Origin of the sequence: Chitinophaga barathri (genome assembly GCF_003807585.1) — a bacterium.
GTDB classification, from domain to species: domain Bacteria; phylum Bacteroidota; class Bacteroidia; order Chitinophagales; family Chitinophagaceae; genus Chitinophaga; species Chitinophaga barathri.
In genome coordinates, this window is the sequence record NZ_RMBX01000012.1 from 95912 (window position 1) to 112695 (window position 16784).

Below are 16784 nucleotides of genomic sequence, written 5' to 3' on the forward strand. Positions count from 1 at the left end.
AGTATATTAGGTGCTGGCGAATAAACCCTGCACCTTTTATGGAGTACTATCCTCTGCAATATTTCACAAACTTAATAACCAAGGGATATATTATCGAAGAAAGAACTAACTTTTTCCTTGGTAAAATGTATGGCACTATTACGAAGAGAGATTTTGAGAATGATACTATTGAATACAAATTAAAACCAGCCAGATGCTGGCTGGTTTGGTAATATAGTTGAATAATTTGGGCTTTATAACAGACCTTCCATGGCTTTACTGAGCTGTTCCTTAAGTTCATTAACAGCATTGGTGAAATCATCGTCACTTCTGTCATATGCACTTTTTTTCATAAATTTCTCTAAGGGGTAATTTCTAATATCAGGAGCGCTTTGAAAGCTTTTCCTGGCACCTGTATATGAAACTATTTTATTTTTGCTTAACTCCATTCCTGCATGTATGTATTCATTTACAACAAAGTCGCTAAACACATATCTGTATTTACTATCTTCTACATATAGCTTGAAGGAAAAGGTCAATGTAAAGTAATTGTATTTTCTATACTTAAAGTTGACAAACCCATCTCCGAATATTTTTCCTTCATCCAAATCAGTAACTAAAATTGGCTTCTCAATGATTATTCCATCATAAATTCCCTTCTCTTTGGTTTTAATATTAGCAGGTCTATCAAAATGTTGAAGGGCAATAAATTGATTAGCTCTTTTGAAAAGTTTTTCCTTAGAAGTGTTGCTTAGGGTAATAACACTATCATAGGTTACTTTACTTGTTTTAGGGTCTATAGGATACCCATATTTATTTTGGGAGTATGCTACTACGCCAATTAATAAAAAAATACTTGTGAAGAAATGCTTTAGAAATAACCGCATAGGGATAATATTTTAAAGGTTGTATAGTATATGCAAATGTATAAAAATATATTTATCATATTTTTATGGCTAAATTCAATGACACCAAGATGTATGTGCATTAAGGTCCAGTACTTATACTAGTGTTTTGTTTTTTCAATTCTTCCAGAGCTTTTGAAGCTGAAGAATAGGAAAGGAAAGTTTTTACTTCCCTGCTCACAATCCTGATTTTTATATCAAAATTCCTTTATCTAAATAATGATTTTGCAAATGAATATAAGAGGGACATCACAAGGAAAGAGTTTTTTTGCCTGAAATCACTGGAAGTAATGAAATCTGCCTACCTGAAAACCAGTATTTTTCCCAATTACTTCCCCTGAAAGCCTTTACGCACTTACTCAGGCATTATCTTTGAAAAGCAGAGACCATGTTTACCCAAACATTCTAACCAAATTAAACACCTGACTACAATGAAAATGCGGCATTCCTTTGTGTTGTTAGCGGCCACCGTGTGTATGGCCCTTACTTTTGACGCCTGTAAAAAAGGCGGTTCTAATGATGATGATAATAAACCTACTGAACAGCCTGGAAAAATACCCGGGATGGGTGAAACTGCCGGGACGCCGGAAGGCGAACAGTATGTATTGCCCGCTGGTATTACACTCAGCGGCACTATTGTAGGCGACTATTGTGATACCACCTACCAGGTAGGCAGTGGTGAATTCGCCGCTGTTTGCGTCGGCTTGCTCAACAGCAAAACCAAAGACACTACGATTATTTTACCGGCAGGTCTTGTTATTCTGTCTACCAATGCTGAATACCAGCACGGTGTTGTTGTACAGGAAGCGCGCATACTGCTGAAGGCTAAAAAGATCACAAGGGTAGGCCTGGGCGCTTATTGTATCAATTCCCACAAAAGCCCCAGTTCGTATTCTGTAACTTACACGCTGGGGCCTGTTTCCAGCAGCCCGCTGATGAAAGAACTGATCGGATTGCTGCGGAACAAAAAAACAAGTAAGTCCGAATTTGCGAATGAGGATCTATACCAGGAGGCTTCGTCTAACATTCAGGGCCTGGTATGGGGCATTACGGATGACATGGGCAGCGCGGACCCTGCTGTGCGGCAAATATACCTGGATAAGATCCCGAACAAATAGTTTTCTTCATAGACCATCATACAACCCCGGTAAGCTCGTCTTTCCGGGGTTTTTGTTTTAACTTCCGTAACATGAAACCGGTAATACATATCAAACGGGTGTATGAAACGCCTGCTGAAGAAGACGGGTTCCGTGTGCTGGTGGACAGGCTGTGGCCGCGCGGGCTGAAAAAAGAAGAAGCCGCGGTGGATGAATGGGCCAAAGATCTCGCCCCGACTAATGAACTGCGGAAGTGGTTCGGGCATGACCCTGCTTTATGGGCGGAGTTTCAAAAGAAATATAAAGCGGAACTGAAGAACAATAAAGCGGTAGAGGATTTTGTCACCGCACACGGGCATACAAAACGGATCACCCTCATCTATTCCGCAAAAGACACCGAGCATAACCAGGCCGTGGTGTTACAGGATTATCTTTCGCACCTGTTCAAATAAAAAGCAGGCGCCCGCCAGTAGCCATGGGGGCAGCCTGCTGCTGCTTGTTTTTGATAAAACCGCACTGTCTATCGTCTATGAGAGCGGGGCATAATATGTACAATAGCCGTTTTCCTCCACAGGGCCTTTGAACAGGGAGCAGCTGCCGCAGCTTTCTTTTTCCCCGGGAGGGAGGTATAATTTGCAGTTGCCGCATTTGCTGTCTACAATCGGCGTTTCTTCCACGTAACCCAGTTTCTGCCGCTTTTCTTTTTCTTCCGCACTGATGCCGGAGAGGTCCTTGCAGGATGCAGGCTGTTTGGTTTCTCCCGTATCGTTTGCCGGTTTTTTCCCATTACCGCATCCGCTGATGAGAAAAATACCGCCGAATAACATGCCGCTCATGCCGAGCGCGTTCCTGATAAAATCTCTGCGCGTATTCATGTTCGTTTATTTTGTCGTTGAAACCAGGGTTTTCAGCTCTGCAACCGTTTGTGAAGTCACATTTTTCAGTTTGGGACGGAATGCCTTTAATGCCGCCTTAAGCGCGGGCGAACTGCCTACGGATCTTTCCATGCCTCCCAGCAGGCCTTTCACGGCAAACGACTGCCTGTTATTGATCTGCATGCTCTCATGCTCCAGCAGCCCAAAGTATTGCGCCACCTGCTTCGCGTCATTCCGCGATCCGATGATGTATGACAGGTCATGTATGAAATCGTTGCCGATCTTCAGGGTATCCTTGCCTACGCTGTTCTTAAGCAGGAGGTCCAGCATAACGGGCGCGGACCCTGCTTCTGAACTGAGCACGGCCATCTGCATGTATTTGTTATCTCCATACCGGGCAAGCGCCTGCACAAATGCATGCTGTACCTGGTTGTTGTTAAACTGGCCCAGGCTCAGCGTCACCTGCATAGTCAGTTTGGCGGGACTATTCTTTACCAGCGCCGCCAGGTCCGGCAGGCAGGCGGGATAAGCTTCAGCGAGTATCGCGGCATGTTCCTGCACATTGGCGGAGCTGTCTGCCAGGGCTTTTTTAACGATGGAAACATCCAGCGCATCGAGCGCTTCCAGCACATAAAGCGCATGTAAACGGGCGCGCGGGTCGGCGTTGCCCAGCATCAGTTTCAGCGCGGGGATAACGGATTTGTCCTGGCGCTCTACCAGCAGGCGGTGGGCTTGTTGCGCATACCATTGATTGGGATGTGCAAAGAGCTGTACGAGGCTGTCCGAAGAAGTTTTACTGAGTTTGGGAGAAACGTTTTTGTAGGTGCCGTTTGCCGGCATTACCCGGTAGATGCGGCCTTTGTCCGAACCTTCATAGAAGTCCATGTCCGCTTTCAGGTCGTCAGGGATGGATACGGGCGTTTCGATATGCTGGCGGTAATAGTCGAGTATATATAGGTAGCCGTCAGGGCCGGTGGTGAAGTTGACCGGGCGGAACCAGCTGTCTTTTGAGTAGATGAATTCGCGTTTGGTCTCAGCATCCGCGCGTTTGGCGGTGAAGTGTACGCTGTCTTTGGAAGACATGAGGATATCCCTGTGCACAAGATTGCCCGCTACTTCACCGGTGAATATGTTGCCGTAGAATTCTGCCGGTAATGCATCACCATTGTAAAAAGTGCCGCCTGAAGCACCGGTAAAATGACCTCTCTCGTACTCCACGCGTTTCAGTTTTTTCTCCTGGAACTCCGCATTCCTTCTTTTTGTTCTTTCCGCTCTCCAGTAAGGTGTGGCGGATTCCTGGAACATGATAGGCTCGTGGTCCGAAATATTCCGGATAGCGCGTGCGGAAGGCAGGTGTGTATGCCTGTGCGTGTAACGCCAGGGCATCATGATCTGCTGGATGTGAATGGAGTTTTCAGTCACAAAACGGTTCCGGTAATCGTCCAGGGCCTGCCCGAACTGCCCGGGGCCGGTCTCCGGTTCAAACAGCCCGCGATCCAATCTGAACCTGAAATCAGCACCTTTTACGGACAGGGGTTTGGCATCGGGTTTATCACGGAAAGTGATATTGCCGTCCTGCCCGCGGTTATTGGCATAGATCCAGTTGTCCACGCCAAAACGGAGATTGGTGATCTGTGTTTCCGGGTTGTCTTTAAAAAATCCGCTGAACAGCACTTCGCGCGTATCGGCCACAAAATCGCCGGTAGTGTCTTTCAGGTATAATATCTCCGGAGCGGCGGTAACGAGCAGGCCGCCTTTCCAGGGGAGAATGCTGGTGCCTTCCGATAATTTGTCCGCAAACACAATAGCGGTATCTGCTTTACCGTCCCCGTTGGTGTCACGGAGTACCCGGATATGTCCTTTTTCTTTACCGGGAGCGGGTTTGTCCGGGTAGTCGGACATTACCACCACATAACAATTCCCGTCTTCATCAAACTCCATGGTCACTGGGTCTGTTACCAGCGGTTCTGCTGCAAACAGCTCAACTTTTAATCCTTCAACGACCTGGAGACTTTTTAACGCTTCGTCAGGAGAGAGGGGGCCGGGATATTTTTCTTTGTTCCCGCAACCGCCGGAAGTGAGTACAGCTACAGGCAAAAGCAAGCCCGTGCATAGTTTGAGGACATTCCGCATAGTTGGTAGCATATTTAAACCTGATTGATAAAATAGACGTATTGTGAATTGACCAGTTTCCGGTAACGTACACAATATTGCATATTATTTCTGATATTCTATAGTGAGCTGAAGAAAAATATTAGAAGTGGCAACGTCCTTTTGACACATTTACCGGTAACGTACACATTTTGTGATGGCGTCAGCCCGGATAATTTTGGAAATTCTTTTCTGGCCTGGAAACAACAGTGCAGAACGTACTTTTTACAAACCTTTTTAATGTTATGTAACCCTTTATTAATAAGCATTACAGCCAATATTTGGCCAACTGTAAAAATAACAGGATTTGAAATTTCATTCCGGGGTATTGACCATTATTTCTGACGCTATTTTCCCGGGTCACCGAAAAAAAAGTTGAAGAAAATTACCAGCCATTCGAAATTATTACTATTTTCGGGTACGTTACCGATCAACCAAAGACAACAGTCGGATATTACGCCGTCTGGCTCCACACTCGTATCTTATATATTATCAACGTATAAACATCATTCAATGGGTCACTCTTCAAGAAGGAAGTTCCTCCGCCAAAGCTCATTAGGGGCCGCGGGCTACTTATTCGCCTCCGGACTTGTAAACAGCTCATTTGCCTCATCTTCCGTATTCTCCCCGTCCCGTACTCCCGCCATTCTCGGAGGACAGCCGCTCTTCAACGAGACCAGCTGGGTGAAATGGCCCATGTGGGTACAGTCGGAAGATGAAAAAACGCTGATAGAAAGCGTACGGAGCGGAGTCTGGTCAAGGGCTAAACTGGTGGATGAATTTGAAAACAAGTGGGCCGCCGCCATTGGCGTGAAAAGATGCCTCACCGTAGTGAACGGCACCAATGCGCTCATTACCGCTATTAATCAGCTGGACATTGGCGCGGGCGACGAAGTGATCACGACCCCTTATACCTTTATCGCTTCCGTGCAGGCCATCCTGGCAAACAACGCCATGCCGGTGTTTGCGGACATCGATCCGGCTACCTACCAGATAGACCCTGACAAGATTGAAAGCAAGATCACCAAAAAAACCAAAGCCATTCTGGTGGTACACATCCTGGGCCTGCCCGCGGATATGGACCGCATCATGGCCGTCGCGAAGAAACACAATCTCATCGTGATCGAAGACGCCTGCCAGGCGCATCTCGCGGTGTATGATCATAAAGTGGTGGGCTCCATCGGCAGGACCGGCTGCTTCAGCTTCCAGAATTCAAAAAACCTGCCCATCGGCGAAGGCGGCGCCATCGTATCCAATGATGACAAGTTTATCGACAATTGTTTTGCTGCGCACAACCTGGGTTACGCTTACGGCACCTCCACCGGGGCTGTAGCGGGAGACAGTTTCATGCGGGCATCCAAGATCAGGCTTACGGAATATGCGGCCGCCATTGGCCTTGCGCAGCTGAAACGCCTGGAAGACCAGACGAATACCCGGCACGAAAACGCAGCCTATCTCAGTTCCCTGATCAAAGACATAGACGGCGTCAAACCGATCAAACTCTACGATAAAGTGACACGCGGAGCGTATCATCTCTACTCCTTCCGCTACAATCCGGAAGGGTTCAAAGGCATGAGCAGGACAAAATTCCTGGATGCATTGAGAAAAGAAGGAGTGCCCTGCTCCGGCGGATACAAGGTGATGCATACGCAGGAGTTCATGCGCGAAACATTCAATTCGCGGGTGTACAAGGGTTTTTACTCCAAAAAAATGCTGGATTTTGAAGATTACAAACAACGCAACAACTGCCCGGAAAACGCCGCCCTTTGCAACGATGCGGTATGGATGACGCAGAACGTGCTGCTGGGCTCCCGGAAAGACATGGAAGGCATTGCTGAAGCCATCAGGAACATCAGCAAAAATGCCGGTAAGATCTAAAAAAATTATAGTCGAATAACATATTCATGCAAGTAGAAAAGCAAGGTGAGCAGACCATTCTGGAGACATATACACCACACACGGAGAAACTGATAGCAAAAACTTTTGATTCCGGCTTTGAGCTGGCCCACGATTCTTACAACGCCATTACAGTGGCCAGCGACGGCAGGGTTTATTATGTATTGTCTTCGGACAAACACGATGTGGCAGGAAGGATGTACTCGTACGACCCGCGCGCCAACAGCATAAAGCTGCTGGGCGATCTTACGGAGATATGCGGGGAAAAAGGGAAAAATTATATCTCGCAGGGCAAGAGCCATGTGGAGTTCTTTGAAAGAAAAGGCAAACTGTATTTCTCCACGCACGTGGGATATTACGAGTTGATTGACGGGATGGACCGCCTGCCGGTGAACGCGCCGGAAGGGTACAAACTGTACAGCGGCGGGCACATCCTGGCTTATGATATGAAAACGGGCGCATTTGAAGATCTCGGGATACTTCCGGGTGGTGAAGGAGCCGTATCGATGACGATGGATGTGGAAAGAGGAAATATTTTCTGCATCTCCTGGCCGCTGGGCAATTTTATCGCCTTCAACGTGGATACGCGGGAGATGGAAGGCTTTGGGCCTACAGCGGGCCGTGGCGAAGGCGGTACGCCGGGGAAAGATTTCCGTTCGCTCTGCCGTTCGCTTTTTGTAGACCGGCGTACAGGCACGGTGTATTTCTCTACCTCCGCGGGCGATATCTATTCGTATGCTCCCGGTGATAAAAAGTTAGGGAAACTGGAGGATGTGAACCTGCGCATTGACTATTTCGGGAAATATACGCCGGAGCAGCCTGGCAGCATGGGATACAACTGGCGGAAAATATGCTGGCACGAAGAAGATGAAGTGGCATACGGCGTTCACGGGAATTCCGGGTATCTCTTCAAATTCGATCCTGCGGCGCAGAAAATAGAGTTGATTGAAAGGATCACCTCAAGCCTTTCCCGGAAAAGCGGGATGTTCGACCAGTTCAGCTACGGCTACCTTGGTTTCCAGCTGGGACCTGACAATGAAACGGTTTATTATCTCACCGGCGGCCCGATCTACATCAACGGCAAACGCCTCGGCGGGCTGGACGAGATCGGGAAAGGAGCGGCAAAAGGGCTGGAGAACCTGCACCTGGTCACCTATCACATCCCGACAGGCGCCTACAGGGACCATGGCCCGATCTTTTATGAAAACGGCGACCGGCCTTTGTACGTGAACTCGATAGCGGTAGCCGCTGATGGGACCGTTTACACGCTGGCAAGAATAGAACGGAACGGCAGAACGATCACAGACCTGATCCGCATTCCTAACCCGTTTGCAAAGCAGGTGTAAAAATGAAAGAGCGCCGGGTATAAAAAATGTGAATGCTAAAAGCCCGGATACATTTCCTGGCAGGATTTAAATCAAAACGGATGGCAATCAAACTGAAATATGTACTCTTCGCGCTGCTGGTGATGCTGCAGCTGGATCTGTCCGCGGCATTTGTGAAAGTAGGAACAGGAAGGATGGTGATCACGCCGGAGCTGCCTTTTTACCTCACGGGCTATGCCGCAAGGGATTCCATGGCTACCACCAAAGTGCATGACCTCTGGGCCAAAGCCATCGTGATAGAAGAAAACCCGTCCAGCAGGATCGTGATTGTGACTACGGATGTGTTGGGGCTTACGCCGGCTGTTTCAGAGGCGGCGGCGGAGCGGCTGAAAAAAAAATATGGTATCGCAAGATCGCAGATCATGTTTAATTCTTCGCATACGCATTCAGGGCCTATGATCTGGCCCGCGCTGAGTGTGATCGGGGACTATGATGCGGAAACGATAAAAAGATTTACAAGTTATACGGTCAGCCTGACGGACAAACTGGTAGCGGCGGTGGATATGGCAATGCAAAGCCTGGAGCCCATGCAGCTCAGTCATGGCACCGGCAATGCGGGATTTGCCCTGAACCGCCGCTACAAGCCCGGCCCGGATGCCGCCACCGGTAAAGAAAGAAGCAACCGGTCCGATCATGATGTGCCGGTGTTGCTGGCCAGGGATGCCAAAGGTGTGGTGAAAGCAGTAGTGTTCGGTTATGCCTGTCACAATACGACGATGACCGGCGAGCACAACAGCGTCAACGGTGACTATGCCGGGTTTGCGCAGATCGAAGTGGAGAAAAAATATCCTGATGCCACGGCGCTGTTCGTATTAGGTTGTGCCGGCGATCAGAACCCGATGCCGAGAGGCACGCTGGAATACACAGAACAACATGGGAAAGAACTGGCGGCCGCGGTGGAAAAAGTAGTGGATGGAAAAATGGAAAACATCGGCGCGCCTTTGCGCAGCGCCTTTGTCAGAACGGAATTGCCTTATCAGCCGGTAACGGTAGAGACATTTCAGAAGGAATTGCAGGAAGGCACAAAATACGAAAAACGAAGGGCGAAACTCATCATGGAGGCGAGGGACAAGGGCTGGGACTTATCCAATCACAACTACCCGGTGCAGGCCATGCGCATTGGCAACAAACTCACCATTCTTTCCCTGAGCGGGGAAGTGGTAGTAGATTATTCGCTGAACGCGAAAAAACAATATCCCGGTGAACATCTTTTTGTAGCCGGCTATTGCAACCAGGTGGTATGTTATATCCCGACGGAAAGGATCATTGAAGAAGGCGGTTACGAGCCGGTGTCCAGCCAGATGTATTACGGCATGCCCGGCCCGTTCGAAAAAAGCGTGGAAGTAAAAGTGAACGCGGCGATAAGCACAGTTATGCAAAAGGTCGGACTTCATAAAAAATAACGCAATGTTACAACGATTGCTCTTTTTCTCCTGCCTGCTTTGGCTCACATCCTGCTCCGGCAGCAAGGTGCACAAACAGGACGCTGCCGCCGGTAAGACGCAGCTGCTGAAAGATACTTACGGCACTTACGGTGCACCGCCAAGGCTTGCCAACGGTCATGTGAATATGGACCAGCTGTTGGCCGAACTGAAGGAATTGAACGTAACGGTTTACCACTGGCTGATCTGGCAGAGTGAAAATGATTGGGATGATCTTAAAACATTCCTGCCGCTGGCCCGCAAACAACATATCAAAGTCTGGGTGACGGTAGTGCCGCCCACCGAATCAAAACCTATCGCAAGATGGTCGTCCGAGCCATACCAGATGGACTACAAACGTTGGGCGGAGGAATTCGCACGGCTGAGCCTGAAAGAAACAAATCTCGTAGCCTGGAGTGTTGATGATTTTGCACACAACCTGAAAAAATTCACACCGTCTTATACGGACTCCTGCCTCCAGGCGGCAAGAGGCATCAATCCACGCCTGTCATTTGTGCCCTGCGTGTATTACCGGCAGATCACGCCACAGTTCGCCGCCGCTTACGGCAGCCTGCTGGACGGATTGCTTTTCCCTTACAGGGCGGAATCGGCAGGTTCTAACCTGAAAGACCCTTCCATGGTGGAAAGCGAAGTGGCGTCTATCCGAAAACTGTTTAAACCGGGCATGCCCGTGTTTGTAGATATCTATGCCACAGCACATTCAAGGCTGGGGGCTTCTTCTCCCGAATATGTGAAGCAGGTGCTTGAATTCAGCAAAATATATGCTGACGGGGTGCTGATATACTGTCACCAGGACCCGGTAAAGTCCGCCGCAAAATACAATATCATCAAAGAAGGATTTAATCAGCGCTGAGGGTCATTTTAGAGAGGTTTTTCAACTACTGCCTATTCCATTGTCGTGTACGTACCCGTAGTAGGTAAAATTTTATCAATCATAACTATTCTGCTATGGAACGCAAGTCTATTCATTTTTTTGCTGCACTTCTCCTTGCAATGTGTATTACCCTAATACTCCCGATCACGTCTTATGCCCAGGCCCAGCCAGTGGTTACAGGACTTGTGGTAGAAAAAGGTACAAACAGTGCAATGAAGGGAGTGACAGTGACTGTCAAAAACAGTAACCGTAAAACCTATACCGGGGACGACGGCAGGTTTTCTATCAATGCCGGTCCGGCAGACATTCTTGTATTTACTTTCATCAGCATGGAGCCGCAGGAAGTGAAAGTGGACGGAAGGGCCACTGTAAACATCACCATGCAGACGAAAGAATCCGCATTGGGCGAAGTGGTGGTGATAGGTTACAACACCGTGCGCAAAGGTGACCTGACGGGCGCTGTGGGCCAGGCTAATGTCAAAGACATGTCCAAAGCGCCTGTGGCAAGTTTTGCCGAAGCGCTGGCCGGCCGCGTGGCGGGCGTACAGGTAGGCAGTGCGGATGGGCAGCCCGGAGCGGGGGTGAACATCGTAATACGCGGGCCCGGCTCACTTACGCAGGATGTAGCCCCGCTGTATGTAATAGATGGTTTTCCCGTGGAAGACCTGGACCCGGCCACTTTGAATATGGATGACATCGAATCGCTGTCTATCCTGAAAGACGCATCTTCTACCGCCATCTACGGCTCCCGCGCAGCAAACGGTGTGGTGCTGATTCAGACGAAGAGGGGGAAGGCCGGAAAGGCTTCTGTTTCCTTCGGCGTTTCCACCGGCTTTCAGCTGGAACGGAAGAAGATGGAACTGATGAGCCCTTATGAGTACATCCGATATCAGCTGGAAAGGTTCCCCACCACCAGCGAAGGCTGGCGTTACCTGGCGGATGGCAAGTCGCTGGAAGATTACAAAAATGTAAAAGGAGAAGACTTCCAGGACCACGTGTTCACCAAAGGAAAGGTGGACATTTATAACCTGGCCATCAGGGGCGGGAATGAACAGACGAAATATTCCATATCCGGCTCCCTGTTCGACCAGGAAGGGATCATCATCAACACGGGCCTGAAAAGATACACCGCCAGGATGTCCATCGACCATACTGTGAGCCAGCGCATCAAAGTGGGCTTCACAACGGGTTATTCCGATGTGACCACCTGGGGCCAGCAGGTGAGCAGTACGCCTACCAACAGTACTTCCAGCTATGTGATGTTCCGCACCTGGGCTTACCGCCCCATCGGTTTCCCGGACTCAGACGAAAATCTCGTGGAAGACCCGGCGGACGAAACCGCCGTGAACGGCAGCGATTACCGCATCAACCCGGTAGTGGACCTCCAGAACCAATACCAGTACAATTACAATAAGCTGTTTGAAGGCCTCGGCAATGTAAGCATCAACATCCTGGATGATCTTGTGCTGAAAGTGAGTGGCGGCGTGCGGAAGAACAACTACCAGTACGACAAGTTCTTCAATACCAAAACCACCAAAGGCAGCCCCACCAATCCGAACAACCCGGACGGCGTGAACGGCTCCATACTGCATACAGAAACCAGCAGTTGGTCCAACGAAAATACCCTGACCTATACAAAAACACTCCGCCAGAAACATACACTCACCGCATTGGGATTACTCAGCTTTCAGAAAAACGATCTCGAATCCGACGGTTATTCCGGCCGACTGTTGCCGAACGAAAAGATCGGTATTGCAGGCCTGAATGATGGGATCTCTTACAACCCCGTGGCAACACGGTCTGTGAACACCCGGCAGTCTTATGGCGGCAGGCTGGATTATAACTATGCATCGAAATATATGCTGACGCTCACTTTCAGAGCGGACGGATCATCCAAGTTCGCGCCCGGTAATCGCTGGGGGTATTTCCCCGGCGCTGCTGTAGCCTGGAACATGCACAACGAAAAATTCTTCGGCGGTCAGAAACTGATCAGCACTTCAAAGCTCAGGGGTAGTTTTGGCGTGGTGGGCAACGACCGCGTGGGCGACTTCAGTTACATTTCCACACTCACCACCAATATCAACGGGTACTCTTTCCAGAATGCAACACCGCTGCTGATGGTGTACCAGTCGAACCTCGGAAACGAAGACCTGACCTGGGAGCGCACCACTTCCACCGATATCGGTTATGAGCTGGGGCTTTTAAACAACAGGATCGAATTGACGGCGGACGTGTACAAACGCACCACGGATAACCTCCTGCTGAACGCACAACTTCCGCCCACATCCGGTTTTGGTACGGCATATAAAAACATCGGGAAGATCGAGAACAAAGGGCTGGAACTGACGCTGAACGCCCGCGTGATAGAATCAAAAGATTTTAACTGGGAAAGCAGTATCAATATTTCTTTCAACAAAAACAAAGTGCTCGCCCTTACCGAGGGCCAACGCTCACTGGATAATGCGGTATCTACCGACGTGAATTATTCCGATAACCTGTACACTTCCGAGATCGGGAAACCTTCGGGTATGATGGTAGGCTATATCTGGGAAGGCAACTACCAGTACACGGATTTTGACAATCCCGCACCCGGTGTGTATGTACTGAAGCCAGAAGTGCCCGCGAACGGGAAGGCCCGCAATACGATCCTGCCGGGAGATATCAAATACCGCGACCTGAACGGCGACGGCAACGTGAACGCGGATGATAAAACCATTATCGGGCGCGGCCAGCCAATTCATACCGGTGGTTTTGTCAATAATTTCAGGTACAAAGGTTTCAGCCTGAATGTATTTTTTCAATGGTCATACGGCGCGGATATCTATAATGCGAACCGTATCACGTTTGAAGGAAACACAAACGGGCGCCGCAACATGAACCAGTTTGCCAGTTATGCTAACCGCTGGACGCCAGAAAACCAGACCAACGAACATTTCAGGGCAGGCGGTGAAGGCGTGATCGGGTATCATTCTTCGAAATACCTGGAAGACGGATCATACCTGCGCCTGAAGACCCTTTCGCTGGACTATGCGCTGCCTTCGCAACTGCTGAAGAAAGTGTATATGACAAACCTCTCCCTGAACGTAGCGATGCAGAATCTTTTTACCTGGACGAAATACAAAGGATTGGACCCGGAGGTTTCAACGCGTGGCAACATTCTTACGCCCGGGTATGACTATTCGGCTTATCCGCAGGCAAGAACCATCACTTTCGGTCTGAAAGCAAATTTCTAAATCGCTCAAAATCTTCAGGTATGAAAATCAGATATTTCATTTTACTGGGTTTTATCATCCTTACTTCAGGTTCCTGCAAAGACTTCCTGGATACCAAACCGGAGGATGCACTTTTTCCCGGTAACTATTATAAAACCGCCGAAGAGCTTGACTTTGCGCTCACCGCGGTATATCATACATTAGGCTCCGATCCTACCTATGGCAACAATGCCCTGTATCTCCTCGGCTGGTCCGCGGACGAGGGTTTTATGAACCGCAGCAGTATTGCCACAGGCGCTTTCAGGCTGAACAATTCCCCCGGAGATACCTATGTGACCGCCTTCTGGAGAGAATGTTTCAACGGTATCAACCGCGCGAACATCCTGCTGGAGAATGTGAACAGCAACGAGTCCATTCCGGCGGCGAAAAGGCAGACTGTGCGTGGCGAGGCGCTTTTCCTGCGCGGGTATCTTTATTTCCTGCTGGTGCAGAACTATGGCGGCGTGCCGCTCAAACTTACCTCCAGCAAATCCGCCGTGGATGTACACATCCCGAGAGCTTCCGTAAAAGAAACCTATGACCAGATCATCAAAGATATGACCGAAGCGGAAGGACTGGTGCAGGATATTGCTGCTTTAGGTTTTGGCGGAAGAGTGTCCAAATCGGCCGTGCGCGGCATCCTGATGAGGGTGAACCTCTACATGGCCGGTTACCCGCTGAAAGAAACCGCCCGTTACCAGGAGGTGATCAACTGGGGTAAAAAGATCATGCAGGACGGAGCGTCCGGTCATGCGCTGAACCCGAGCTTCTCCAATATTTTTATCACGATGGCGCAGGAGAAATACGATATCAAAGAAAGCATATGGGAGGCGGAATTTATCGGCAATGGAACGGAAGCATACTCCGAAACCGGCCGCAATGGCTGGATCAACGGTATTGCCACGGCCAATACCAATACCGGGAAAGCTGATGCTTATATGACATGGACGGCTAAGCTGTTCAACAGTTATGAGCCTGGGGACCTGCGTAAATACTGGTGTATCCCGTTCTTTAACTACGCGGCGCTTCCCGCGGCCAGCGGCACCAAAACCATGGTTGCGGAAAACATGACCGAAGCGACGAAATACTCCCGTACGCCCGGTAAATTCAGAAGGGAATATGAAACTCTGATCCCTAAAATGGGCACGCGTTCTCCCATCAATGTACCGCTGCTGCGATATACGGATGTATTGATGATGTATGCGGAAGCATTAAATGAAATGCAGGGCCCCGTACAGGAAGCCGTGGACCTGGTAAACCAGGTGAGACGCAGAAGTTGGTCCACCGGCATTAAAAGCTTCACCGTTACCAGCGAAGGCAGCGGCTATACCACTGCGCCCACGGTTGCTATTTCCGGCAATGGCGGCGCTTCCGCAAAGGCGGTGTTGACCAACGGCGTTGTGACCAGCATTGAACTGGACCGTGACCTGACCGGCGTTACGTTCTCACTGGCGGGAAGTTATACCGCAGCCCCCACCGTTAGTCTGAGTGGCGGCGGAGGCACCGGCGCACAGGCCACAGCAGCGGTCTTCACGCTCCAGGATGCAGATGTAAAACCAGCCTTCACCGCTTCAAAAGAAATTTTCCGCGCGTTCATCCAGGATGAAAGACTACGGGAGTTCAACTTCGAGAACATTCGCCGGGCGGACCTGGTACGCTGGGGGATATATGAACAGGTGAACAGGGATATGGCGGCGATCATGACGACCGATATTCCCGGGTCTATATTTATCACTTACTATTCCAACATGGAAGTTCCGAAACACTTGCTGCTCCCCATTCCCAGCGCGGAAATGGTGACGAACAATAAAATGTTGCAGAACCCTGGTTGGTAAACATGTATAAAAAGTAATTCTATGCAGTACAAATTCATATGGCTGATATGCCTCACGCTCATGCTGGGCGCCTGCTCCAAAGAGCTGGGAGAGCTGAACGAGCCGCAATTGGAAGTGACGGTGGATAAAACAACTTTTAAAGTAAACGAACCGGTTGTATTTACCTTTTCCGGCAATCAGAACAATATTTCTTTTTATTCCGGCGAAGTCTTCAACGACTACGCTTTCAAAGACGGCCGTACCATAGACCTCACAGGCCAGGGCGCCACACTGGATTTTTTCTCCCAACTGTCCGGTACCGGTACACAAGCCGGGCAGGTAACCGTCTGGCTGTCCAACAACTACAACGGGAAGGGTGACCTGCCCAGCGTAAAAGCCGCCACCTGGACGGAAGTGACCAGCAGCTTCAAGCTTGCCACCGCGGCCACGAACGTTGCTTCCGGCAAGCTGGACGTCAGCACAAGAGTATCCAAAGAACAGCCGCTGTATATCGGGTTTAAATATATCACCAAACCGCAGGCTGTGAACGGCCTGGCCCGCGTGTGGTGGATACAGAGCCTGGCCGTAAGAAGCAAGGCGGAATTCCTGGGGACAAAAGAACTGTTGCTTACAGACCAGGAGAGCAGTGGATTCAGAACTATCAACCAATACCCGGCGGATGCGCCTTCACTTACTACTATCACGGCTACGAGGGTAACGCTGGCAGGCAATAAATACAAGGACCCGCTGGATTCAATTTACAATCCGGCATATTCTATTTACGATCCAAAAAGTGCTATCTATGATCCGAAAAGTCCGGATTATAAACCCACTGCCAAGGTCCCCGTATTTGTACCATACGATCCGAACAGCCCGTACAATGATCCCGAGACGGAAACCTGGGTGATCTCCAAACCGGTCTTTGAAGACAAGGTGAACCTCGGCCCGGACAAGGCGGTTTCTATCAAAGGCATCAACCTGGACGTGCTGGACAATTACAGTTACACGTACAAAACGCCGGGTACGTATAAAGTCTATTTTGTAGCAACAAACCATAATATCGACGGGGTAAAAACGGTAGTGCGCCAGCTGGACCTTACCATTACGCCCTGATA

General features: G+C 49.5%; 12 protein-coding genes. 9 read left to right on the plus strand and 3 right to left on the minus strand.

The annotated features are described in order from the left end of the window. Window positions 1-233: 233 nt before the first annotated feature. The gene (locus tag EG028_RS20845) at window positions 234-866 is read right to left on the minus strand and encodes a DUF4468 domain-containing protein (protein ID WP_120518268.1); all 633 of its coding nucleotides are present in this window, start codon (window positions 864-866) and stop codon (window positions 234-236) included. 449 nt (window positions 867-1315) lie between these two features. On the opposite strand from EG028_RS20845, the gene EG028_RS20850 reads away from it, so the two are divergent. Beyond that, window positions 1316-2002, plus strand: a complete 687-nt coding sequence (locus EG028_RS20850; protein ID WP_123864744.1) for a hypothetical protein — start codon at window positions 1316-1318, stop codon at window positions 2000-2002. A gap of 71 nt (window positions 2003-2073) precedes the next feature. Next, window positions 2074-2433: a DUF488 domain-containing protein gene (locus EG028_RS20855; protein WP_120518270.1), complete on the plus strand. Its 360-nt coding sequence runs from the start codon at window positions 2074-2076 to the stop codon at window positions 2431-2433. Between the two features lie 75 nt (window positions 2434-2508). Here EG028_RS20855 and EG028_RS20860 read toward each other — a convergent pair whose 3' ends face one another. Further along, window positions 2509-2856 carry a high-potential iron-sulfur protein gene (locus EG028_RS20860; protein WP_206614487.1) on the minus strand — a complete coding sequence of 116 codons (348 nt, stop codon included), beginning with the start codon at window positions 2854-2856 and terminating at the stop codon, window positions 2509-2511. A 6-nt stretch (window positions 2857-2862) separates the two neighbouring features. Beyond that, window positions 2863-4989 (minus strand): PVC-type heme-binding CxxCH protein, encoded by a 2127-nt coding sequence (locus EG028_RS20865; RefSeq protein ID WP_241559187.1) that lies wholly within the window; start codon window positions 4987-4989, stop codon window positions 2863-2865. A gap of 531 nt (window positions 4990-5520) precedes the next feature. Between EG028_RS20865 and EG028_RS20870 the strand changes: the two genes are divergently transcribed. The 7 genes from EG028_RS20870 (at window position 5521) to EG028_RS20900 (ending at window position 16782) form a co-directional block, all read left to right on the plus strand. Further along, window positions 5521-6885 carry a DegT/DnrJ/EryC1/StrS family aminotransferase gene (locus EG028_RS20870; RefSeq protein ID WP_120518272.1) on the plus strand — a complete coding sequence of 455 codons (1365 nt, stop codon included), beginning with the start codon at window positions 5521-5523 and terminating at the stop codon, window positions 6883-6885. Window positions 6886-6911: 26 nt separating this feature from the next. Beyond that, window positions 6912-8249 carry an NHL repeat-containing protein gene (locus tag EG028_RS20875; RefSeq protein WP_206614488.1) on the plus strand — a complete coding sequence of 446 codons (1338 nt, stop codon included), beginning with the start codon at window positions 6912-6914 and terminating at the stop codon, window positions 8247-8249. Window positions 8250-8329: 80 nt separating this feature from the next. After that, entirely contained in the window at window positions 8330-9691 is a 1362-nt protein-coding gene (locus EG028_RS20880; RefSeq protein WP_162946592.1) for a neutral/alkaline non-lysosomal ceramidase N-terminal domain-containing protein, read from the plus strand. 4 nt (window positions 9692-9695) lie between these two features. After that, entirely contained in the window at window positions 9696-10583 is an 888-nt protein-coding gene (locus EG028_RS20885) for a hypothetical protein (RefSeq protein ID WP_123864745.1), read from the plus strand. Window positions 10584-10723: 140 nt separating this feature from the next. After that, window positions 10724-13837 (plus strand): SusC/RagA family TonB-linked outer membrane protein, encoded by a 3114-nt coding sequence (locus tag EG028_RS20890; protein WP_262707121.1) that lies wholly within the window; start codon window positions 10724-10726, stop codon window positions 13835-13837. Window positions 13838-13857: 20 nt separating this feature from the next. After that, entirely contained in the window at window positions 13858-15690 is a 1833-nt protein-coding gene (locus EG028_RS20895; protein ID WP_120518276.1) for a RagB/SusD family nutrient uptake outer membrane protein, read from the plus strand. Window positions 15691-15711: 21 nt separating this feature from the next. Continuing rightward, entirely contained in the window at window positions 15712-16782 is a 1071-nt protein-coding gene (locus EG028_RS20900; RefSeq protein WP_120518277.1) for a DUF5017 domain-containing protein, read from the plus strand. Window positions 16783-16784 lie beyond the last annotated feature (2 nt).